Below are 21,754 nucleotides of genomic sequence, written 5' to 3' on the forward strand. Positions count from 1 at the left end.
GATTACAGGTAGCCGAGGTCCTCCAATCGCGAGGTCACGTCTCCTTCCGTCTCGACCGTTTCCGTCGATCCGTACTCGATATCGCGGTACGAAGACCTCCCCACTGGCAACGTTACCATCCCCTGTGGAACGTGTCCGGTCATCCGGTCGGGAACGTCCAACCCGGCGGAAGCCATGACGATCGGCGCGACGTCCGTCAGCGAGAGTCGTTCTGGATCGACGGAGGGGTCGAACGCCGGTCCGGTGCCGATGAAGACGCCGTCGGGTTTGTGGTTGTATTCGTCTACGGGGAGGAACCGCTCGCCGACGAGTCCCGGAAGGACGAGGTGGTTCATGTCCTTCGGCATGAAGACGACGTCCGGCCCGCTTCCCGGGTCCGGGTCGTGGTTCACGTTTTCCGCCCGGTCGACGAAGTCGAACGCCAACCGTCCGTCCGGCGTTTTGACCGACGAGAGGAGTTCGATCAACTCCGACCGAATAGATTCGTACTCGGATTGCGGAACGACACCGCTGGGGTCTCTCCCTTCGAGGTTGATACGGATACCGAGTTCACCGAGCGCCCGACAGTACGCCTTCGACCGACGCCAATCGACGGTTCGTTCGGCCGCCGAGCGAACGTTGCTCGGGACGAGACGTTTCAATTCTTCACCCAATCCAACACTTTGGGCCACGGTGAGCACCTTCGCCGGGGTTAAGCCGACCTTACCGAGCCCGGTAATCCCCATTGACACTGCGCGTTCTATCGGACTGGTTTCAGTATCGTCGCGTACTTCCTCGTCCGGGTTAACGATCGATTGTTTAACCGAACTGAGACTGGTTCCGTAGTTGTTCCCGTTCGAGTCCTCCCGGACGAAGCCGTGCTCTCGGAGAATCTCGTTCACGAACAGTTTGTACCCGTTCGTGACACCCATCCCGTGGTCCGAGCAGACGACGATGTTGGCATCGGAGGCACACTGCTGAACGGTGCCGACGAGTTCATCCGCTGCCCGGTAAACCCGCCGAAACGCGCTTCGTTCGTCGAAATTGTGAAAAACTGCATCCGTCTTTTGGACTTGGATAATCGCCACGCGCCACTCGTAGTTCGTCAGTAAATATTCTGCCGCGCGCGCACGCATGCCAACGAGGTCAGCGTACCCATCGAGTTTGCGTTCCTTGTCGCTCACCATCTCCGCTTGTGAGTAGATGGTGTACTCCTCGCCGAGCGCATCGGACAGTTCGCCTCTGATGTCCTTCGGATAGCCATCGGCGTCCTCCGATGCGAGGTATCCCGGAACGAGGACTCCGTTCAGCGGCTCCGCAGGATGCGTGACCGGGACGTTGAGCACGATGGACGGCTCGTCGATGGAGGTGAGGTAGTTCCAAATCGCCGGTTGCTGTACGTCGTTGCGGGTGATGATGTTCGCCTCGTCCGGATACGTGTCCTCGTAGTCGAAGAACCCGTACGCGTCGTGCCGACTCGGGTCGGTCCCCGTGTACATCGACGGCCACGCGCTTCCGGTCCACGGTGGATGTGTCGAACGAAGTGGTGCGTCGATACCCGTGGAACGGAGACGGCCGAAATTCGGCAGCTCGTCCGCAAATTCGTCTAGATACTCGAAAGAAAGCGCATCGAATCCGAGCACGACGGTACGTGATCCGTCGGAAGTCACCGCCCCCACCTCACGACGGAACGCGTATCGATGGTTCGATGCGTCGAGGATGTCGTTCTGACCCCGATCCGCCCAACGACTCGCCGACGTATACTGTCGAGAGGATGGAGGTGCCGATGTACAGATGCTCCGCTCATTCACATCGTACACCCCCTTCGTGGTACTTTGTTATACTCTACAGCCCCGCTCGTAAGCGAAGCCTATGCGTATCACCGCACCCGACTGAATAAATCATCGAAAAAACAATCTGGAATTTTCCCTCGACCGGTGACGCTGGCCACGAGTAAGCTGTAGATACTCATTTCGCTCCGGGTTTACCTCGGTAACGAGTGGTATCTTCGCTCACGTATCCCAAGAGAACCGCTCTCGTGTACGATTTCGTCTATCTCGGTATTCCAGCGTCGGTCCCGTGGTAATCGGTCACAACGTCGTATCATGGGTCTACTTATAAATTGTTAGTACTACATTGAAAGAGAATCGCTACACTTTTACCATACCAACCTCACGTTGAACCTGCATGGCACGCGAATTCGAAAACGACACAACCGACAATGGATCGTTTCTGAAACGACGTTCGTTCCTGAAGGCGGCCGGTACCGCAGTGGCCGCGACAGGGGCAGTAGGCGTCAGTTCAGTGGCGAGTGCGAAAGGGTATGATACGATTACCGTCCCCGCTGGCCAGCAAAAGGCGATCGAAGTCGGCGACGGAGAAACGTTCGAAAACACGCTTATCGATCTCACCGCCGAAGGTGCCGGAGTCGCGTTCACGACGAGCGGAAGCGGATGGACGATTCGCAACGTCGGTATCAAGGGACAGGACAGCGGCCAGTCCTACATCATGATGCCCGGCGTCGAATCGCCGGACGGTCACGGTCTCATCGAAAACGTCTACATGGGCGACGGTACGAAGCCCGGAAAAAGCGGAGGCGGCATGTGGGTCAACGCCAACCTCCCGCACCAGGGCGTCATCACCGTTCGACGCACGCACGTAGCAAAGACGGTCAACAACGGTCTGTACGCGTCGGGTCCGGGGAAACAGGGAGCGAAAGGGATTACGAACGTCGAGGACTCGTACTTCCACTCGAACAACATCTCCAACATCCGCCTGAACGCGAAGGGTGACCGAACACCGTACGTCAAGAATACAGTCGTAAAAGTCGACGATAAGACGCCCGTCTGTGGCGAGAACTGCTCGGCACCCGGTACGGTCAACAACCGCGGCGTCTGGTCCTGGTACGGTACGACGAAGGTCATCGACTCCGACATCCAGGGTGGCTTCGCCACCACGGACGGCGGAGACTTCAAAACGAAGAACACCAAGACCGGTAAACAGGCGGACACGACGCCTCCGAAGGGCGTCCCGATGTCGGCCGAAGAGGCTGTAAAAGGCCACAAGTAACGAGAATTTGAGTTCGCCAGTCTCTTTCCTTTTCTATCTGTTCTCTTTTTATCGCGGATCGAAGACGGTCAACGGTCGCTGATGCTCCCCGTACGAACTTCGTGAAGCGTAAGCTTCGACTTTTTTGTCAACCCACCTTCACCGACCGTGACGTTTTTGTCGTCGGTCGCGTTCTGAAACAGTATGCGATTTGTTATCGTTGGGTATGGCCGTGTCGGGATCCGGACCGCACAGATACTCTCGGAGGAGGGTCACGAGGTCGTCGTCGTCGATGACGACCCCGACAAAGTTGATCGTGCGCGAGAGGACGGCTTCGATGTCGTCGAAGGGGACGGGTCGGACGAGGACGTACTGACCGAGGCGGGCATCGAGTCGGCGGACGCTATCGGCGGGTTGACGGGGGACTTGAACGTCAACTTCGCGGCGTGCATGGTCGGCAAGCATCACGGTTGTCGAACCGTCATGCGCATCGACGAGGACTACCGGGAGGAGATCTACCAGAAGTTCGCGGACGACGTGGACGACGTGATCTACCCCGAGCGCCTCGGTGCGGCAGGGGCGAAAACCGCGCTTCTCGGCGGCGACTTCGACGTCATCGCCGACCTGACCGAAAACCTCCAGTTGACGACGATGACGATTCCGGACGACTCGCCGCTGGTCGGAACGCGCGTTCAGGCGGTCGAACTCCCCACGAACGCACGGATCTACGCACACGGTCGAAACCGCGAGCGGATGACAATTCCGCTGCCGGGGACGAAGCTCGAAGCGGGAGACCGTGTCGCGCTCATCGCTTCACGCGAGGCGCTCCCGGCGGTACGCGACCGGCTCCAAGCGACTGCTTGAGAACGGGTTCGAGTATCGAAATCGGAGAAATCGCTCGTCGGTCGTATCGAAGCGAAAAACGATTGGGCAGCGCGGGGTTCTAGGGCCGTCCGGGACGAGAACTTTCGTGGGGGGGTTGGTGACACTGTAACGGGAAGCCAACCCGTCGCCAGAGCCCCCGGCCCCGCCGGAGACCCACCGCGAGACTGCGACACGCTTCGCGCCCGAGCCGTCGGGCGCAACTGTACGAATGAGCGGACACCACTTTGTTATGAACCGTTTGCGCCCGGTACAGGCACTCTTTGTCACGATCAGGATGTGTCTACGGACGAGTGGACGTATCCTAAAACGGAAGAGGGGGAGTGTCGAACGGGATTGGAGAGCGGAACGGGATGGGAGAGCGGAACGGGATGGGAGAGCGGTACAGGGGCGATGTGGGTGGTGTGTGCCGGGCGCGCAGAGTGGGAGGATGGGAGAGAGGGTGTTGTGCGCGCCCATTTTCGGATGGGAAACGCGAGAACTTAAAACCGCGTCAGACACCCGTGAGACACTACCGCTACCCCCGATTTCATACGCTCTCCGGGAGAGATGACTGCCATGCACGGAACTGGAGTACCGCTGTTGACGCCGTTCGACCGGGAAGGAACCCTCCGAGAAGACAACCTTCGGGAACTCGTCGCGTGGGTCCAAGAGCGTGGCGTGGACTTCATCGTCCCCTGTGGGTCGAACAGCGAAGCGGAACTGATGAGCGTCGAGGAGCGTGCCCGCGTGGTCGAAATCGTGGTCGAGGAGGCGGAGGTTCCAGTGCTGGCCGGAACGGGCCATCCAGGCTTTCACGAGACGCTCCGTCAAACGTCCCTCGCGGCGGAGGCGGGAGCAGACGCGGCGCTCGTGGTGACACCGTTTTACTACGGCCACGACGACGAGTCGATGGCCGACTACTATCGTTCGGTTGCTGACGAGAGCCCCCTGCCGGTGTACCTCTACAGCGTCCCGGCCTACACGAACGTCGTCCTGTCGCCCGAAGTGGTCGGTGAACTCGCCGACCACGAGAACATCGCCGGAATGAAGGATTCGAGTGGAAACCTCACGCGCCTCCAACGCGAGCGTGCCCGCACCGAGCACGCCGATTTCGATCTGTTCGTCGGAAGCGGAGGGGTCTACGCCTCCGCACTCGACGCCGGGGCCGACGGCGGTATCCTCGGTTTGGCGAACGTCGCACCCGAGCGCGCCAGCGAAATCTATCGTCTTCACCGGAGCGGGCACGGCGAACAGGCCCGACAGTTGAACGCCAGCATCGTGGAGTTAAACCACGCGGTCACGAGCGAACACGGCGTCCCCGGGGCCAAAGCGGCCATGGCGGAACGCGGCGCACCTGCCGGGGAACCCCGCAGCCCTCACCGACCGGCGTCCGAGGAGGTTCGAGCCGAAATCGTCGCCCTCGTCGATGCCGCCGAACACTGATCTGTCCTCTTTCCCAATTTGATACGTTCCGTTGATCTGTTGTTCGTTATTATCACGTTCCGTTGTCGTGATAACGGATGATGCCCGCTCTCGTACTGGGTAATTACAGGTAAAGTTACTTGGTGGTGGGTGCGAATTGACCGGACAATGAACTGTGGGACAAAAGACATATATGTTAGGAGAGTAGAAAATGGCGATTCGTAGCCTCCTCGGAAAACTGCTCGTGGGAGTGATGACGGTCCTCCTCGTGAGTGCTGGCGGACTGGGCGTGGCGCTCTCCTCCGGCATCGTGACGGTCGGGCAACCGAGCGTCGACAACGTCGACGCCGCGTGGGGCGGCGTCAGCGCGAAGACGACCGAAATTCGGACGAATATCGACGTGAACAATCCCAGCTCGGTCGGGATGCCGGGCGTCGCGGACCTCGACTATCGGGTGGATATGAACGACGTGACCGTGGCGAACGGGAAAAAGGAGAACATCGAATTACCGTCCGGACGGTCCACGATTTCGATGACGACGCGCATGGACAACCGAAAGATTCCGGCGTGGTGGGCGAGCCACATCAACAACGGCGAGAAGACGACGGTCAGTATCTCGCCGACGGTCAGCGTTCCGCTGTATTCGAAGCGACTTCCCGCACAGAAACGGACGTTCCGGACGGACCTGCTCAGCGCGTTCGACAGCAACGAGACGCGGACAATGACCGCTGGAAACCGGGAAATCCTGCGGGTGACGAAAACGAACGCATCGTGGGGACACGCCACGACGGAGCGGACGCCGCTGTCCGTCAACGCGACCGTCGAGAACCCGACCAGCGGCGAGGTGGTCTTCTCTCAGTTGGGATACACGATCACGATGAACAACGTGACCGTCGCCAACGGAACGACCGACGGCGAGGTACACATGAAACCGGGGAAGACGACCACGTTCGGTATCGACTCCACGTTCGACAACGGCAAACTGCCGGAGTGGTGGGAAAGCCACGTGGAGAACGGCGAGAAGACGACGATGGACGTGCAGTTTTACGCGGTCATGCACGACAACGGAACCACGCAAAACGTCGACCTCCCGTTCCTGAGCAAGCGCATCGTCTTTACGACCGACGTGCTCGGTGGCGGGAAGACGACGACGAAGGTCGTTCCGCGCGACGGAAACTCGTCGTTCGCGCCGCCCGAACTCGAATCCGTCGAGAGTCACTGGATCGTTCCCGAGACGGGTGACACCGGCGTTCGAACCCGAGCGACCGTCGTAAACCCGAACGAACCGGGTTCGGTGTTCGCAAAGCACCTCTCGGTTGATGCGCGGTATCGAGTGTCGATGAACGACGTCCCGCTGGTCGAGGGGGAGACGACCCGCCAAATCGAGTCAGGAAAGACCCGTCTCGACCTCACCGGGAGGATCACTGACGAGACGATACAACGCTGGTGGGTCAGTCACGTCAACAACGGAGAGAGGACCGACCGCGTTATCGAGCGTAACGTGACCGTGGATTCCGGGTTCGCCCGACTGCCCGTCGGTGGCAAAGCCGACCGGGGAACGATAACGACCGATATGCTCGGCCCCGTCGATTCGGCGTCGAGCCAGTCGTTCTCGATAGCGGGACGGGAAATCGGACGCATCTCCGACGTGCAGGCGAACTGGGGCAACGCGACGATGGACAAGACACCCATCGACGCATCCGCGACCGTCGAAAACGATAGGAGTCAGTCGATTCGTATCGTCGAAGTCGGATCACGCGTGACGATGAACGGCATCGTCCTCTCGGACGGATCGAGGCAGAAATCCGTCGAGGTAGGCCCGCACAGCGAGGCGACGATTCGGGATACGATGAACCTCGACAACTCGAAACTCGGCCCGTGGTGGAAGACGCACCTTCGGAACGGTGAGAAGAGCACGCTCGAAGTCAGCTACTACGTCGTCGTCGAATACCACGGCTACACCGAACGGATCGATCTCGATTCGCTGAACTACCGGAAGACGGTGACCACGAACATCCTCGGAAACTCGACGGCCTGAGACACGTTCGTCCCATTCCCGTGTTGATTTCCACCCACGCGTTCGTAATTCTCGACGCAATTTATTTGTGTGTGAAGGTAAATACTCGCGTATGCCTTCGAGACGTGCCGTGCTAGCATCCCTGTCGGCGGCCGTGGTGGGCGGGGGTCTCGCTGGCTGTTCCGCGTTTGCATCCGTCGGGGGAGTCGTCCGGAACAAGGAGATAACTGGCAAACGCCGGACCAGCGGCGGTCTTCGTGACGAAACCATCGTCAGCGTCGGGCTAACGAAATCGAGCGACGAACCGATAATGGACGTCGCGAAGGAGTGGGCTGACCGTTTTTCCAACCCGGGGGAGTTACACGTCTCGACTACGCTCAACGACCTCCTACGGGACGAATACGAGGAGTTCGGCTACGTCATCGGCGTCTGTAGCAAGGATTGGTCGGGTGGTGGTGACCGGATCGGGTGTTACACCGCCTCCACGAGACGCGAGGACTTCAACCGGGCACAGGTCGGGGACCACGTGAAAGCCAGTTACTCCGACTCGTCCATCGAGATTCACGGCGTCGAAGGGACGTAACGTCCGAGCGAGCGAAAAATAAGTGCGTGTTTTTGGACTTCAGTCGCGCCGGGAGAGCAGTGCCACTGCGGCGAGTGCGACGACCGCAACACCGATGCCGAAGCCGGGTTGGCCGGATTCGTTTTTCGATTCCTTCGCATCCTGCTGGAGGCCGAGATACGTCGCGGCGTCTTTCGTATCCATCGAGGGGAACGACCGGTTCCACTCGCCGGGCATGTAGATTTCCGTGTCGTCGTTCGCGATGGCGAGTGCACGAACGTCCGCCTTCGTCGCGTTCTCCCCGACGAGACCCTTCACACGGACGTACGTCGTCGTCGTGTTGCCGTTCGTTCGGCCGACGACGTCGGCGACGTTCGCGCCACCGTACGAATCACCGAGGACGTTCGCGAACGCGCTCATGTTGTCGAACTGCGCGCCACCTTCGACGGTGACGGTTCCCGACTCGACGTTCATATCGACGCGAGCGGTCCGAAACTCGCTCCGCTTGAACGCACGAACCAGTTCCATCCCGTTCGAACTCCCGGCCGAACTTCCGGCCGTCGAATCCAACGAGGAGAGCATCGAATCGGTGATCTTCGAGAGCATCGCCTTCCGTTCCAGTTCCACCGAACCGTGTGCCGTCACTTCGTCACCGTCGGATTCGGCGTGGAATTCCACCGAGGACGTTCCGAGTTCGACGCCGCGGTCGTTCATCTCCCGTGTGTATGCACCCCAGTGCTTCGTCCGGTAGTGAACTTCGGCGCTCACCGAGGTCGTTTCACCCGACGGATGCGTGACGTCGGCGGTCCACGTGACCGTCTGTTCGAGGTCTGCGGCGTTCTGGGCCGCGAACTGGGTCTTCATCCGGTCGATACTGTCCTGGCTGATCGACGAACTGTCGGTGTTCTCCATCACTTCGAGCGCGTCGACCATTGCGGCATCGTAGTCGTCGATTTCGACGTTCCAATCGACGGTCGTTTTGCCACCCTGTCGGTCCATCGCGAGCGTGATGTGGTCGATTCGCATCTTCTCGATGTCCGCCGTGAGGGAATCGGCCTGCTCGTCGGTGATCGAGACGCTCGACGAGGATTCGAGGCTGCTCACGATCGATTGCGAGAGTGCGTCCTTGACACCGACGAACGTGACGTGGTACTGGATGTCGAGTTTCGGTTCGTCACCCGAGGTATCGAACTGGTACTCGTCGATGGTCACTTCCGCGGAGGTTTGCTGGGAAACGAGGGCGTACTGGGCTTCCAAGCGTTCTTTCGCTTTCTCCTCGGAGTTCCAGTTGCTCGACGTGTACGACGAGAGTTCACCCTTCCGCGAGGCCTTCAACACGAACCCGTCGTTCGTCTCTCGAAGGTCGTATTTCAAGTGTTCGTCCAATGCCGAAGCCGTCGCCGTCATCGATCCCGTTCCGTTCGTCCGGAACGAGTCGCCGGTGACCGTCGCACTGCCGTCGGTGTGGACGGAACCGGCCGTGGACATCGAGGACCCGCTATCGAAGGCGGCGTCCAGCGCCACGTCGGCGTTCGCCTGCTGTTCGTTCTGGACGCTACTCACGTCGAGGTCGAGGTTCGAAAGCGAATCCGGACCGTCGGCGGTGAGCGACCCGTTTCCGGTGTACCCGTCGGGTGTCATCACGAGCGACATCGCCGCGTCCATGTCCGATTCGGTTTCGTCCGTGGCGAGGACGTGGACGAGACCCTTCGTCACGTTCGCCCCGAATTCGAGGCTGCTGTTGTCCGTGCTGTCCGTGTTCGTGTCGTTGTATGCGAGGACCGCATCGCCGTTGTCCATCACGTAGACGGAATCGGCGGGTTCGTCCGTCGTGAGCGTTTGCCGTTGGGCGGCTTGCGGTGCGGTCACCGGTGAAATCGCCGCAACGGGGGCGATTAGCACCATCAACACCAGTAACGGTGCGAGGAGGGTATGCGCTGATACGTTCCGTACCATAAAACTATCATTTGGTGGATGTGTTAAAACACTTCTGCTATTTGATATGGTTGCGGTACGGAAACACGGCTCTCGATGTCAGTAGTCCGTAATACGCTCGAAATCGGAATTCCACCATCCGTTCATCCATACCAGTTTTCCCGTTCGGCCGCACACGTCGAACCATGACGTGGCGCGACCTGTTCGACCGAGCGGCGCGATTCGAAACGGACATCGAGACGATTCGGAAGACGCTCGCGGAGCGACGCGATGAGTGACCCCAATCCCGCCCGCCTCGCCGTCGATGCCGACGTGTTGGTGGCGGACGTGCTCGTCGGCGGCGATGCCCGCGAGGCGATGGACATCGTCCGTGCACACTCGTGGGTCGAACTCGTCGCCAGCGACGAACTGCTCGACGATGCCGAGGAAGTCATCCGTGAACTGGCCGACGACGAGTTGGCGAACGGGTGGCGACAAAAGATGGAAGACCTGCGAATCGACGTCGAACAGACCCCCGGCGACCACCCTGCCCTCGCCAGTGCACACGCGGGCAACGCGGCCCACATCCTCTCCTACGACGAATACCCTGCGGAGCGCGAAAACGGCAAGTGCGCTTCAGGGTCGAATCCCGGTCAGCGTGAAGCGCCCCGACGGGTTCGTGACCCTGTTCGACCCCGAAAGCCTGTACGACGCGGTGGTCGGCGGGGAGTACCCGGGACCGGACCACGATTCGCGGAAATAGAAAACGTCGGAAACGACGCATCGTGATTTTCATAAATCGATGAACGCGTACGCAGATCCGCACGGGAGGAAGGTAGCTCTGCGACTGCACTACCGAGACGCAGACCCAGAAAGTCCCCGCCCGCTCGCTACGAACAGACGTATTTGGTTGGTGTGTGATTGCAGTTACTGAGAGGAAGTCCTCGAAAGTCCCCGGCCGTTCGCGGTCGCTGCACGGGATATCTGCGCTCTCCGCAACACTCGCGCAGATACTGGCCCGTGCAGGCGACTACAACAAGCGCGAACGCGGCCCCTTTCATCCACCCAGACCATACCGCCCCGCCTCCGCACCGCTTGCTCGCGGCGGTGCGGCTCGCTTGCGAGGTTCCTCCGGAACCTCGTCTGCCACACCCTCCCCAGCCGACTCCTTCGCTCCCGTTGGTCGCTCAGTCATCCCTCGCGCGTTCCTCGCGCGCCGTGCGGCTGGTCCATAGTACCCATCCCGTCCAACCGGGTGCGCGCGCGGCGACCACTCGGAGGCCAGCGAGGTTTCGAAGAAACCTCTGGTGAGCGTTGTAACCGCGAACTAGCGGTCGGCCGACGGGTGGTTGCCTATCGCGCGAGGGATGAGTGGAACGACTGGAATTCCCGTGAGCGAAGCGAACGGGAGCACGGAAGAGCGAAGCTCTTCCCGTACGAGTCAAGGAGAGATGTTGGCGAGCGTCACGTGAATGCAGTGAGGGTGACCACGGAAGTCGCAGCCCGCGAACGAATGTGAGCCGGAACGTCTTCCGGAGGACCGCGAGCGGGCGGGGGCTTTTGAAGTGGTCTGCGTCTCGGTTACTGCAATCGAAAAAGTGCAAACACGTTTCGTAACGAACCGATAAACACGAACGGGTCCGTATCACTCCCGCTCGATCAACCAGTCGGCGAACTTCGCCAGCGCGCGGCCGCGGTGTGAGATGGCGTTTTTCTCCTCGGTGCTCATCTCCGCGAGCGTCTTCCCTTCGTGTTCGAAGATGGGGTCGTAGCCGAATCCGCCGTCGCCGCGGGGCGCGACGAGCGTACCCGGAACCGCGCCGGAGAACGTCTCGGCGGTCTCGCCGTCGTAGTACGCGACGACGCAGCGGAAGTGCGCGCGGCGGTTCTCCTCCCTCTCCGCGAGTTGCCAGACGCGCTCGACGCCGAGGGTGTCCTCGACGTAGGCCGAGTATGGTCCCGGAAACCCGCCGACGGCGTCGATGAACAACCCTGCGTCGTCCACGATTATCGGGTCGTCGTCGCCCGTCTCCTCGAACGCCTCGCGCGCGCCGTGGAGCGCGATTTCGGCGAGGTCGTCGCTCTGGACTTCCGTGTAGTCGTAGTCTATCTGGCGAACCTCGTCGTTCAGATACTCGCGTGCCTCCCGCACCTTTCCCTCGTTGCCGGTGACGAATCGAATCATACGCGAGAGAGGGATGTGCGGGGAAAAAGAAGCGTCGAATCAGTCGTCGTCGACGATGACTTCGACGGGTTCGTTCTCGGCTTCTGACTCGCCACCCTTCTCGCTCTCCAGGTAGAACATCACGCCAGCGACGGCGAGGATGACCCACGAGCGCCAGTTGGCGAGGTTGAGCGTGTAGCCGACGCCGAACGGTTTCTCGACGAGCATCCCCTCGCCGGGCTTCCAGTACGCCGAGAGCATTCGCCCGACGCTGGGGCGTTCGAAGTTGTACGGGACACCGAAGAGCGTTCCTGACGTTTCTTTGTCGGACATGTGATAGACATTGTCCGCACCTATTATAGCGTTTGGGGCATCGGATTGCAAGGCGACGGCGGGTCCGTTTCGGATGTCGTTCGGGAGTCGTTTACGGGTCGGTACGGACGAAGAAGCGGATTCGAAAACGAGTTCGTTCTCACTGATACCGGCCGCGGCCTTCGATCTCACGGAGTTGGTCGAGAACGAGGTCGTCGCCGGTCTCCTCGTAGGCGGATTCGAACTCGCGCTGGAGGTCCCCCGCGTCGTCGGCGGTTCCGGCGAGGCTCTGGCTGAAGACGTGCAGGTCCATCGCGTAGTCCTCCACGTCGTCCGAGTAGTAGCCCAGTCCGAAGTCGATGGCGTAGGTTCGGTCGGGCGAACATCGGAAGTTCCGCGTCGTCGGGTCGCCGTGGACGATGCCCTCGTGGTGGAGCGTGCCGAGGTGACAGCCCACGTCGCGCACGCGGTCGGCGGTGAGTTCGTCGCGCAAATCCGCCTCGCCGACGCGTTCGAACTCGATGGCGAACTCGGCGAGGTCGATGTCGTAGACGACCGGCGTCGGGACGCCAGCGCGTCGGGCGTCGCTCGTCAGGCGCGCTTCGAGCGTCGTGCGCTCCTTTCGAAGCGTCGCGTCGAGTGCGGGATGACGATAGGATTTTGGCGTCCGGCGCTTTTCCACGCGCTCGGGACCGATGTCCACCGTCGCTTCCGCGCCGCGAACCTCGCGCTCGTCGGGGTGCCGAAGCACGTCGGGGGCTTCCGTCCCGCGCCACGACACGGCGACTTGGTCGGGGCGGAAATTCGAATTCACCGCGGATTCGGCCACCGGAATCGTGTCGCCCGCCGCGACCATCTCCGCGCCGAGCACCGCGATCATTCCGGCGTTGTCGCTCAAAAAGCGCGGTTCCGGCGCGTAGAACTTCGCCCCGCGCTGGTCGCACATCTCGGCGAGCATCTCGCGGAGGCGGGCGTTGTTTCCGACACCGCCGCCGAGGACGAGTTCGTCCCGGCCGGTCAGCGAGAGGGCGCGCTCGGCCACTTCGGTCAGCATGGCGAAGATGTTCTCCTGCATGGAAAAACAGACGTCCGGAATTTCGTGACCGTCGTCGACGGCTTGCTTCGCCGCGCTCATGATTCCCGAAAACGAGAAATCCATTCCCTTCACGACGTACGGCATGTCGATGTACTCGCCGTCCGTGGCGGCCTGCTCGACTTTCGGCCCACCGGGGTGTGACCACCCGACGTGGCGCGTGAACTTGTCGATGGCGTTGCCGACGCCCGTGTCCATCGTCTCCCCGAGGACGCGGTACCGGCCGTTTCGGTAGCCCAGCACGTGGGCGTTGGCACCGCTCGCGTTCAGACAGACGGGCGAGTCGAACCCGGATCGTTGTCTCCCGATTTCGAGGTGGGCGACCATGTGATTCACGCCGACCAGCGGCACGTCCAACGTCTGTGAGAGCGCGCGGGCCGCCGTCCCGACGATGCGCAGACACGGACCGAGGCCCGGGCCGCGCGAGAAGGCGACGGCATCAACGGGCGACGCCCGTTTGCTCGATGAGCTTCGCTCATCGGTGTCGATATCACCGTCGGCCTCGGAGAGTGCCGTTTCGACGACGCGCGGAATCGCCTCGCTCATGTGCTCGGCAGCTTCGCGCGGATGAATGCCGCCGCTCTCCGGTTGGTAGGCGTCGGTTTCGATAAAAACGGAATCGGTGTTCGAATCGTAGACGGACGCGCTGGCCGCCCACGCGGTACCCTCAACGCCGAGGATTCGCATTTACTTCCACTCGGTGTAGCTGCACTTGCCGCAGTGAAGCCGGTCGCCGTGGTCCGCGAGGAACGTGTCGCCACAGCGCGGGCACATCTCTCGCTCGCTCGTGCCGTCGTCGTTGTAGAGTTCGTTTCGCGCCATTATTCAGCCTCCTCGGCTTCCGGTTCCGCCTCGCCTTCGGAGTCGGCCGTGATCTTGTTTCGTTCGAGCATGTACTCCTGCTCGACGTCACGGGCGTGTTCGGAGCTGTCGTAGACCTTCGCGTAGCCGACGGTCTTTCGCATGCCGAACTTCGTGTTCATCTCGTGAACGACGACTTCGTCCGCGTTCTTGTCGAGTTTCGCCGCGAGGCTGTCGCGCACCGAGAGGCGCGAGGGCGTTGCCTCGTCGTGAACGATCTGGAACCGCACTTCAGTCCGGTGGAGCATTGGATTTTGCTCCTGTGAGAGGATTTCGACTTCCATGTGTAACACTCAGTTATAGTGTTCTTCTCCCCGAAGCGTGTAAAAGGATTTCGAAGTGGGCGATTCCACTGGAACGCGATTACAGCGGAAGCCACGGCGAACGGAGGTCGTGATGGGGAAAATGCCACCGCTCCTCCCGTCCTGCCTCGACGCGATATTCGATGACGCCGTCGAACAGCGGTTCGAGGGCCGTCACGAGTTCGTGGTCGTACGGTCGCGGCAGGACGTAGTGACCCATCCCGTTCGCACCACGGACTTGCCCACCGACGATGCCGAGAAACTGCCGAACGAGCGTCGGATCGTACCGGGTCAACATCGACCCAAGCGAGTCGAGGCCGAATCGGAGTTCGCCCGGCTGAAAGTTCCTCGAACCCTCGAACGAGGTTATCGTCTCCGAAATAGAACTCGTGAGTTCCCGAATACCAGAATCGACGTCGACGACCGGCGCGGAAATGTGGGGCGGTATCGACACACCGTCGTGTGAGATGACGGTGGCGGTCTCGTCCAACGCCGCCGTCGGCAATCGTTCGTATACCACTGTCCGTGGCGTCCCCGAGAGGACGGCGACGCGAAATCGGCGCTCTTCAGGGTCGCCGAACAGCTTCCGACTTGCCGCCGAGAGCACGGAATCCGGAACGGAACCGACGAGCAGGAGGTTACACCCCTCCCGTTTCAACCGCTGGAGTGTTCGCTCGAACTCCAGCGCACCCGTCTCGTCGGTTTCACTCCTCCGCATCGTGATGCAATTGCGAAACCAGCCTAATAAACTGTTTCACCTCCTGTTAGCGGCGGTCGGCGTAACCGACGAGCGAGAACAACCGCTCGACGTCGCCGTCCATGCGCGCCAACAGGTCGGCAACGTCGGCTTGCAGGTCGGACGTGACGCTCGTGAGAACCATCCCTTCGTTCGGCTGTCCGTAGACGACGCTTCCACCGACCGGCGCGGCGAGCACCGCCGGAAGCGCGGCGAGGTCCTCCTCCCCATCCACGACGAGAACGGTCGATGCGTCCGCCCCGATAGCGTCGGCGAGCGCCGTAAGGAGGTCGTCCGTGAGGACGCCGGCCGGGTTCTCCACCCGAACGCGTCGCGCGTCGTCGCTGACGGCGTCCCGGATTTCGGGGTCGACGGCGTCGCGTTTGGTGATCCCGTCCACGAGCGCGACGTCCGGCGTGACGCCAGCCGATTCGAGGTGATACGTGACCACGTCGCCGACGGCAATCAGCGGTCGCTCGGCCGATTCGAGAAGCGTCTCCGCGTCGGTGAAAATCGGCCCGAGCGGTTCCTTTAGCTCTCCACGCAACGCGCGGGGAAGCGAGACGACTGTTTCTGACACGTCTCTATCTGACTTTCAGCGCGTAGCTTCCCGGCTCCGTGACTTCCATCTCCCGCCCTATTTCGCTCTCCTCGGGGTGGGCGATGGAGACGTAGCCACTCCAGTCCTCGGTGAGGCTGGTGGAGTTACAGACGGGACAGATTTCCTCGTCCGGCTCCACGACGGCGTGGCAGTCTCGGCAGGCGAGTCGATTGCTCGCCATCGTTATTCGCTCTCCGTCGTCGCGTGGCGCTTTTGACGGTCTTCCTTCAGCCAGCCGTGTTTACCGAGGCCGACCTGCTTCGCCGTGAGACCGATCTTGCTTTCACGCGGGTTGCGTTCGTCGATACTCTTGGTCACGATACGCGTGCGAACGGAGTCGCCGACGCCGAGCGTGCGGTTGGACTCGCGGGAGGCGAGCGCTTGGCCCTCCTCGTCGAACGCGAGGTATTCGTCCGAAATCTGGGAGACGTGGAGCAGGCCGTCCACCGGCCCGATACCGACGAACGCCCCGAAGTTGACGACTTCGACGACTTCGCCGTCCACGACTTCCTGCATCTGCGGGTCGAACGTCAGCGCGTCGAACTCCGCTTCGTAGTAGACGCCGGGACGGTTCGGCAGTACGGCACCTTCGCCGATGTCGTGAACTTCGGTGACGCTGACGACGCTTCCGACGTCCTCGTCCATCCGTCCTTCGAGTTTGTCCTGTAGTAACCGTTTCACCAGGTCCGGCGTAACGTCTGCGAGGAACTGGGGAGGTACTTCGACCGTGTCCTTCAATCTGGCCCGTTTATACATGCTATGGTTGAGTGATTGCGAGTTTGTTCTTCCCCCTTATATGGATTACCGATACGCCAGCGTCGAGCAGGCGTGTACGAAGGGGTGCGTCGTTCGTGACGACGAAGTCGAACTCGGGTCCGAGTTCGACCAATGCGTCGTCGGCGTACGATTCCTCGTGGTCGATGGTTCGACATCGCGTCGCCAAATCGGCTCCCACACTCGCGGCGGTCGCCTCCTTGCCGTTGCCCTGTGACAGTCCGTCGAGTTCGGTGACGACGGCGCGAGGGGTGACACACTCGAACTGGCCCAATAGCCGGTCGAGTTCGTCGAACACCCTGACGCCACATTCGACGGGCATCATGAGGGCACTGGTATCCATGACGACGGTGTGAACCATCAGTTCTGGGTCGTGAGGGTTCCGATGCCGATGAGCCGCCAGCGTGCGCCGATACGGCGGTTGATGGCGATTTTCGCCCCTTCAGCCGCACAGACGGGACGCTTGAGCGAGACTTCACACTCGTCGTCGCGCGCGCTGGTGACGGCACCGACCGTCGTCGCCGTTCCGACCGTCAGCATGAGCGGTTCGCCCGTGCTGATTTCGTCCACGTTCTGCTCGTCCATGCCGACGAGGCGTTCGAGCAGATCGACTTTCATCGTGAACTGCTCCCACGTCGGCGGGAGACTGCCGGGGGTCCCCGCGACCTGTCCGGCCAGCGCGTCACCCTTGGTGAGGCTCGGGTCGAGACCCGTTCCGACGCCGAGTAGGCCGCCGGGCGTGGCTTCGTCCACCATCTCGCCACCCGCTTGGAGGGACCGCACGTCGGTCTGGATGGGTTCCCACTGCGTCTGGCCGCCTTCTTCCACTTCGCGTCCGGGACGGAGTTCGAGTTCGTCGCCCGCGTTGAGCTTTCCTTGAACGAGACTGCCGCCGAGCACGCCGCCAGTGAGACTGTCCCACGTCGTGCCGGGACGGTTGATGTCGAAACTGCGAGCGACGTACATCTGTGGGTCGTCGTTCGGGTCCTGTTCCGGCGTCGGGATCTCCTCCTCGATGGCCTGAATCAGCAGGTCGATGTTGACCTCCTGTTGGGCGCTGATCGGGACGACTGGCGCGTCCTCCGCGACCGTCCCTTCCACGAACTCCTGAATCTGTTCGTAGTTACGTCGCGCGCGGTCGGGACTGACGAGGTCGATCTTGTTCTGTGCGATGACGATGTTCTCGATGCCGATGATGTCGAGCGCCATCAGGTGCTCTTCGGTCTGGGCCTGCGGAACGTTCTCCGTGGCCGAGACGACGAGCACCGCGCCGTCCATCAGCGACGCTCCCGAGAGCATTGTCGCCATGAGCGTTTCGTGGCCGGGCGCGTCCACGAACGATACCGTTCGAATCGGTTCGCTTTCGCTCCCGTCGTCGCACGTTTCATCGACCGTGTAGCACTCCGGTGCGTCCACGCCAGGGCACTGCCTGAACGTCGCGTCCGCGTATCCGAGTCTGATAGAAATCCCCCGCTTCATCTCCTCGGAGTGCTGGTCGGTCCATTCCCCGGAAAGAGCCTGCACGAGCGTTGTCTTTCCGTGGTCTACGTGGCCGACGAGTCCGATATTCACCTCCGGTTGGTTGTGTGTTCCTGTCAACGTTGACCTCCTGAAGTAATCTTGTCGTAGATTCGGCCCGAACGACTGATAAACCTACTGTTCTCGCATCGCGCGCATTCCTGACAAGGACGTTACAAAAATGTAATTCACATAACGTTTTATCCGCTACCCGACGAAACTACCCCCATGAGCAGCGACACCGAGTTGCAGGAGTGTGAGGACTGTCTCGCTCCGGCGAAGGCGTTCTCGGTCATCGCCAACGAGACGCGCCTCTCGATTTTAGAGGCGCTTTGGCAGGCCCCGGAACGACCAGTCGGCTTCTCCGAACTTCGAAAGGAGGTCGGGATGCGCGACAGCGCCCAGTTCAACTACCATCTGAAACAGCTGACCGACCACTTCGTCGTCCGAACCGACGAGGGCTACGACTTCCGCCAGGCCGGAAAGAAGGTCGTGAGCGCGGTGCTGGCGGGTTCGTTCAACGAACATCCGCACCTCGACCCCATCGAACTGGACGAGACGTGCGCCGCCTGTGGTTCCCACCTCCGAGCGACGTACGAGGAGGAGACGCTGACGGTGGCCTGCCCCGACTGCGGGAAGGCTCACGGCAACTATCCGTTCCCACCGGGCGGTCTGAACGACCGTACCAGCGACGAAATCATGGACGCGTTCAACCAGCGCGTGCGCCACCTCCACTGTCTCGCCGCCGACGGCGTGTGCCCTGAGTGCAACGGGAAGATGGGAACGACGGTGAAGAAGGATACGGAGAACGTCCTCGGAACGAAGGTCAGGGTGGACCACCACTGCGAACAGTGCCATCACCAACTCCATTCGACGGTGGGGCTGTCGCTTCTGGACCAGTCGCGGGTCGTCACGTTCTACAGCGACCACGGCATCGACCTCTGTACGAAGCCGTTCTGGTCGCTCACGTGGTGTGTGGGCGACGAAACCACGACGGTTCTCTCCGAGGACCCGTGGCGAATCCGCGTCTCGATAACGCTTTCCGACGAAACTCTCAACATCACCCTCGACGCCGACATGAACGTCGTCGAAATCGATCAGGGCTGTCCGTCGGCAACCGACGCCGAGAGCGCCGCCTGACATCGAGATTACAGGAACGCGTTTCAGTATCGGATCCTACAGAAGTGTTCTTCAGCTAACATATTTGTCGGTAGCTCCCCTTCGTTCAAACGAGGAGAGCCACCATGAAGTACGAAACCACCGTCGGATTCGCCGACCAATCTCCACGAACCGCCTTCGCCCGCCGAGCGCTCGCCGCGTTGTCCGCGCTCGTGCTCGGCACCGCCGTCGCACTCGTCCTCGGAATCGCCGTCGTGAACGGTGTGGCGATGGTCGGAACGGGAGTTCCCGTTCTGCTCGTCGCGTGGGCGGCCAGCATCGGTCTCATCGTCCTGTTGCCGTTCCTCGTCGTTCGGGTTATGGCGAGCGTGTTCACGACGCTGAAGTTCTGAACGAGTTTTTTGATCGTCGTGTCGCACGGTGAGAGATTGATCCAACCCGACTACGACTCACAGCGATCGAACGATCCGGTTCGAAATCCCACCCTGATCTAGTCGTTCCCGAACAGTTATCGCCGCTCGAACAGACCACGAAACCATGACAGCGCCAGCGGATCTGATCCTCACGAACGCGGAGGTGCACACCCTCGCGGACGACCCGGCGGGGAACGACGACGCGGACGACAGACCTGAAGCGGTCGCGATCCGGGACGGGGAAATCGTTCGCGTCGATTCGGCGTACGAGGTGAACTTCCTGAACGGAGTCGAAACCGAGGTCATCGACCTCGGCGGACGCGTCCTCCTACCGGGATTCATCGACGCCCACACCCACATGCAGACCGTGGGGAGCTATCTGGTGAACGCCGACCTCTCGGACGCCGATTCGCCCGCCGACTGCGTCGACCTGCTGGCCGAGTTGGACGAGGACCGCGATTCGAGCGACCACGAGTGGGTCCTGGGCTACGGGTTCGACGAGAGCATGTGGGACGAGTCGCGCTATCTCACCCGCGAGGACCTCGATTCGGTGAGCGAAACCCGTCCCGTCGCCGCGTTCCGCGAGGACCTGCACGTCGCCTCGGTCAACGGCGTGGTGCTCGACCGACTGGGCGACGAGATGCCCGATGAGGACGTCGAAACCGAGGACGGCGAACCGACCGGCGTCATCGTGGAGGACGCGGTGAACGCCGTCTACGAGGCCATCGAACCCGACGCCGAGACGACCCGCGAACTCCTGCTGGCGGCCCAGCGCGACGCCCACGAGAAGGGCGTCACCGGAGTCCACGACATGTGTCGGCAATCCCGTGCGCCGGAGGTGTACCGCCGACTCGAACTGGAGGACGACCTGACCATGCGCGTCCGCATCAACTACTGGAGCGACCACATCGAGGCCGCGGAGGAGGTCGGTCTCGTGACGAACCACGGCAGTTCGTTGGTGACGACGGGCGCGATAAAGTCGTTCACCGACGGCAGCTTCGGCGGTCGGACGGCGAAGCTCTCGGAACCGTACGCCGACGCGGACGAGGTTGCCGATACGGACGCCGAGGACGACGTGACCGGCCAGTGGGTCGTCTCCCCCGACGAACTGGACGACATCGTCGCGCGGGCGGACGGCGCTGGCTTTCAGGTGACGGCCCACGCCATCGGCGACGAGGCGATCGAGGCCGTGCTGGACGCCTTCGACGAGACCGGGGACGCGGGCGAGAAGCGCCACCGGGTCGAGCACGTCGAACTCGTGACGGACGAACAGATCGAGCGGTTCGCGGAGTCGGGCGTGATCGCATCCGTGCAGCCGAACTTCCTGAAATGGGCGCAGTCAGGAGGTTTGTACGACGCTCGACTGGGCGAGGAGCGCCGGAAGCAAACGAATCGCTACCGCACTCTACTCGACGCGGGTGCACATCTCGCGTTCGGCAGCGACTGCATGCCCCTCGACCCGCTGCTCGGGATTCATCAAACCGTCAACGCGCCCGTCGAGGAACAGCGACTCTCCGTGACGGAAGCACTCCGCGCGTACACGCTCGGGGCGGCCTACGCCGGATTCGACGAGGACGACCTCGGCACCGTCGAGGTCGGCAAGAAGGCCGACTTCACCGTCCTCGACCGTTCGCCGTGGGAACACGCCGACGACATCGAAAACATCGACGTGGCGATGACCGTCGTGGACGGTAGCGTCGCCTTCGACGGACGGAACGATTAAGCCGTTTCCAGACAGCTATCGATCATGTCCTTCGTCCTCCATGCCCTCCCCGTCCTCCTCGCCGCCGAACTCGGCGGTGTCTTCGCCCTCTTCCTTCTCTTCGCCATCGGTGGCCCGCTCGTCCTCTGGTGGCTCATCGACACGGAATCGGACCGCGAGGAGACCGAACATCACGACTGGTCGAGCGCCGAACGCGCCGCCCGCCGCGACACGCGCGACGACAGGCGATAACGGGAACTGAACCCATTTGATTCCGGGAACTGACCCCGTTTTTCGAGTCGTATTCCGCGGTGGATAGCGAACAGCACGCGCTATCAATCACCGAAACAATC

The 21,754-nt window shown here is 61.6% G+C and carries 23 protein-coding genes and 1 pseudogene; 10 read left to right on the forward strand and 14 right to left on the reverse strand.

All coding sequences use genetic code 11. The features are described 5' to 3' along the window. Positions 1-2 precede the first annotated feature (2 nt). On the reverse strand, positions 3-1,649 hold the full coding sequence (locus tag A4G99_RS06430; RefSeq protein ID WP_066140905.1) for an alkaline phosphatase family protein: 1,647 nt from the start codon (positions 1,647-1,649) through the stop codon (positions 3-5). Positions 1,650-2,166: 517 nt separating this feature from the next. On the opposite strand from A4G99_RS06430, the gene A4G99_RS06435 reads away from it, so the two are divergent. From A4G99_RS06435 to A4G99_RS06455, 5 genes are all read left to right on the forward strand, one after another. Then, entirely contained in the window at positions 2,167-3,048 is an 882-nt protein-coding gene (locus A4G99_RS06435; protein ID WP_066140908.1) for a twin-arginine translocation signal domain-containing protein, read from the forward strand. Between the two features lie 183 nt (positions 3,049-3,231). After that, positions 3,232-3,891, forward strand: a complete 660-nt coding sequence (locus tag A4G99_RS06440) for a TrkA family potassium uptake protein (protein WP_066140911.1) — start codon at positions 3,232-3,234, stop codon at positions 3,889-3,891. A 576-nt stretch (positions 3,892-4,467) separates the two neighbouring features. Beyond that, complete coding sequence (locus A4G99_RS06445) at positions 4,468-5,334, forward strand: dihydrodipicolinate synthase family protein (protein ID WP_066140914.1); 867 nt, start codon at positions 4,468-4,470, stop codon at positions 5,332-5,334. Between the two features lie 190 nt (positions 5,335-5,524). Beyond that, on the forward strand, positions 5,525-7,351 hold the full coding sequence (locus A4G99_RS06450; RefSeq protein ID WP_066140916.1) for an LEA type 2 family protein: 1,827 nt from the start codon (positions 5,525-5,527) through the stop codon (positions 7,349-7,351). 91 nt (positions 7,352-7,442) lie between these two features. Continuing rightward, the gene (locus tag A4G99_RS06455) at positions 7,443-7,913 is read left to right on the forward strand and encodes a hypothetical protein (RefSeq protein ID WP_066140919.1); all 471 of its coding nucleotides are present in this window, start codon (positions 7,443-7,445) and stop codon (positions 7,911-7,913) included. 39 nt (positions 7,914-7,952) lie between these two features. Here A4G99_RS06455 and A4G99_RS06460 read toward each other — a convergent pair whose 3' ends face one another. Continuing rightward, positions 7,953-9,848, reverse strand: coding sequence for a PGF-CTERM sorting domain-containing protein (locus tag A4G99_RS06460; RefSeq protein WP_066140922.1), 1,896 nt, complete (start codon positions 9,846-9,848; stop codon positions 7,953-7,955). Between the two features lie 249 nt (positions 9,849-10,097). Between A4G99_RS06460 and A4G99_RS06465 the strand changes: the two are divergent. Then, positions 10,098-10,569, forward strand: a pseudogene (locus A4G99_RS06465) (hypothetical protein). 294 nt (positions 10,570-10,863) lie between these two features. On the opposite strand, the gene A4G99_RS25770 reads toward A4G99_RS06465, so the two are convergent. From A4G99_RS25770 to A4G99_RS06520, 12 genes are all read right to left on the reverse strand, one after another. Further along, positions 10,864-11,001 (reverse strand): hypothetical protein, encoded by a 138-nt coding sequence (locus tag A4G99_RS25770; RefSeq protein ID WP_190303705.1) that lies wholly within the window; start codon positions 10,999-11,001, stop codon positions 10,864-10,866. 450 nt (positions 11,002-11,451) lie between these two features. Further along, entirely contained in the window at positions 11,452-11,991 is a 540-nt protein-coding gene (locus A4G99_RS06470) for an XTP/dITP diphosphatase (protein ID WP_066140925.1), read from the reverse strand. A gap of 39 nt (positions 11,992-12,030) precedes the next feature. Continuing rightward, a complete protein-coding gene (locus A4G99_RS06475) occupies positions 12,031-12,303 on the reverse strand; it encodes a DUF5808 domain-containing protein (protein WP_066142400.1) in 273 nt (90 codons plus the stop codon). 139 nt (positions 12,304-12,442) lie between these two features. Continuing rightward, entirely contained in the window at positions 12,443-14,062 is a 1,620-nt protein-coding gene (locus A4G99_RS06480) for a bifunctional N(6)-L-threonylcarbamoyladenine synthase/serine/threonine protein kinase (RefSeq protein WP_066140927.1), read from the reverse strand. After that, a complete protein-coding gene (locus A4G99_RS06485) occupies positions 14,063-14,197 on the reverse strand; it encodes a 30S ribosomal protein S27ae (RefSeq protein WP_066140928.1) in 135 nt (44 codons plus the stop codon). After that, positions 14,197-14,520, reverse strand: coding sequence for a 30S ribosomal protein S24e (locus A4G99_RS06490; RefSeq protein WP_066140930.1), 324 nt, complete (start codon positions 14,518-14,520; stop codon positions 14,197-14,199). The genes A4G99_RS06485 and A4G99_RS06490 overlap by 1 nt, the downstream gene beginning before the upstream one ends. Positions 14,521-14,599: 79 nt before the next feature. Beyond that, positions 14,600-15,256: a hypothetical protein gene (locus A4G99_RS06495; protein ID WP_066140933.1), complete on the reverse strand. Its 657-nt coding sequence runs from the start codon at positions 15,254-15,256 to the stop codon at positions 14,600-14,602. A 46-nt stretch (positions 15,257-15,302) separates the two neighbouring features. Next, positions 15,303-15,854 (reverse strand): GTP-dependent dephospho-CoA kinase family protein, encoded by a 552-nt coding sequence (locus A4G99_RS06500; protein WP_066140936.1) that lies wholly within the window; start codon positions 15,852-15,854, stop codon positions 15,303-15,305. A gap of 4 nt (positions 15,855-15,858) precedes the next feature. Next, entirely contained in the window at positions 15,859-16,056 is a 198-nt protein-coding gene (gene spt4, locus A4G99_RS06505) for a transcription elongation factor subunit Spt4 (protein WP_066140939.1), read from the reverse strand. Positions 16,057-16,058: 2 nt separating this feature from the next. Further along, the gene (locus A4G99_RS06510; protein WP_066140942.1) at positions 16,059-16,631 is read right to left on the reverse strand and encodes a DNA-directed RNA polymerase; all 573 of its coding nucleotides are present in this window, start codon (positions 16,629-16,631) and stop codon (positions 16,059-16,061) included. A gap of 1 nt (position 16,632) precedes the next feature. Then, positions 16,633-17,010, reverse strand: a complete 378-nt coding sequence (locus A4G99_RS06515; protein ID WP_066140944.1) for a PIN domain-containing protein — start codon at positions 17,008-17,010, stop codon at positions 16,633-16,635. Next, positions 17,010-18,248, reverse strand: coding sequence for a translation initiation factor IF-2 subunit gamma (locus A4G99_RS06520; RefSeq protein WP_066140947.1), 1,239 nt, complete (start codon positions 18,246-18,248; stop codon positions 17,010-17,012). The genes A4G99_RS06515 and A4G99_RS06520 overlap by 1 nt, the downstream gene beginning before the upstream one ends. Before the next feature lie 147 nt (positions 18,249-18,395). Here A4G99_RS06520 and A4G99_RS06525 point away from each other — a divergent pair, with 147 nt between their 5' ends. The 4 genes from A4G99_RS06525 (at position 18,396) to A4G99_RS06540 (ending at position 21,653) form a co-directional block, all read left to right on the forward strand. Then, positions 18,396-19,307, forward strand: a complete 912-nt coding sequence (locus A4G99_RS06525; RefSeq protein ID WP_066140950.1) for a winged helix-turn-helix domain-containing protein — start codon at positions 18,396-18,398, stop codon at positions 19,305-19,307. Positions 19,308-19,411: 104 nt separating this feature from the next. Next, the gene (locus A4G99_RS06530) at positions 19,412-19,678 is read left to right on the forward strand and encodes a hypothetical protein (protein ID WP_066140953.1); all 267 of its coding nucleotides are present in this window, start codon (positions 19,412-19,414) and stop codon (positions 19,676-19,678) included. A gap of 145 nt (positions 19,679-19,823) precedes the next feature. Further along, positions 19,824-21,422 carry an amidohydrolase gene (locus tag A4G99_RS06535; protein ID WP_066140956.1) on the forward strand — a complete coding sequence of 533 codons (1,599 nt, stop codon included), beginning with the start codon at positions 19,824-19,826 and terminating at the stop codon, positions 21,420-21,422. 24 nt (positions 21,423-21,446) lie between these two features. After that, positions 21,447-21,653 (forward strand): hypothetical protein, encoded by a 207-nt coding sequence (locus tag A4G99_RS06540; protein ID WP_066140959.1) that lies wholly within the window; start codon positions 21,447-21,449, stop codon positions 21,651-21,653. The last annotated feature ends 101 nt before the right edge of the window (positions 21,654-21,754 follow it).

The sequence above is a fragment of the Haladaptatus sp. R4 genome (assembly GCF_001625445.1).
Classification (GTDB): Archaea; Halobacteriota; Halobacteria; order Halobacteriales; family Haladaptataceae; genus Haladaptatus.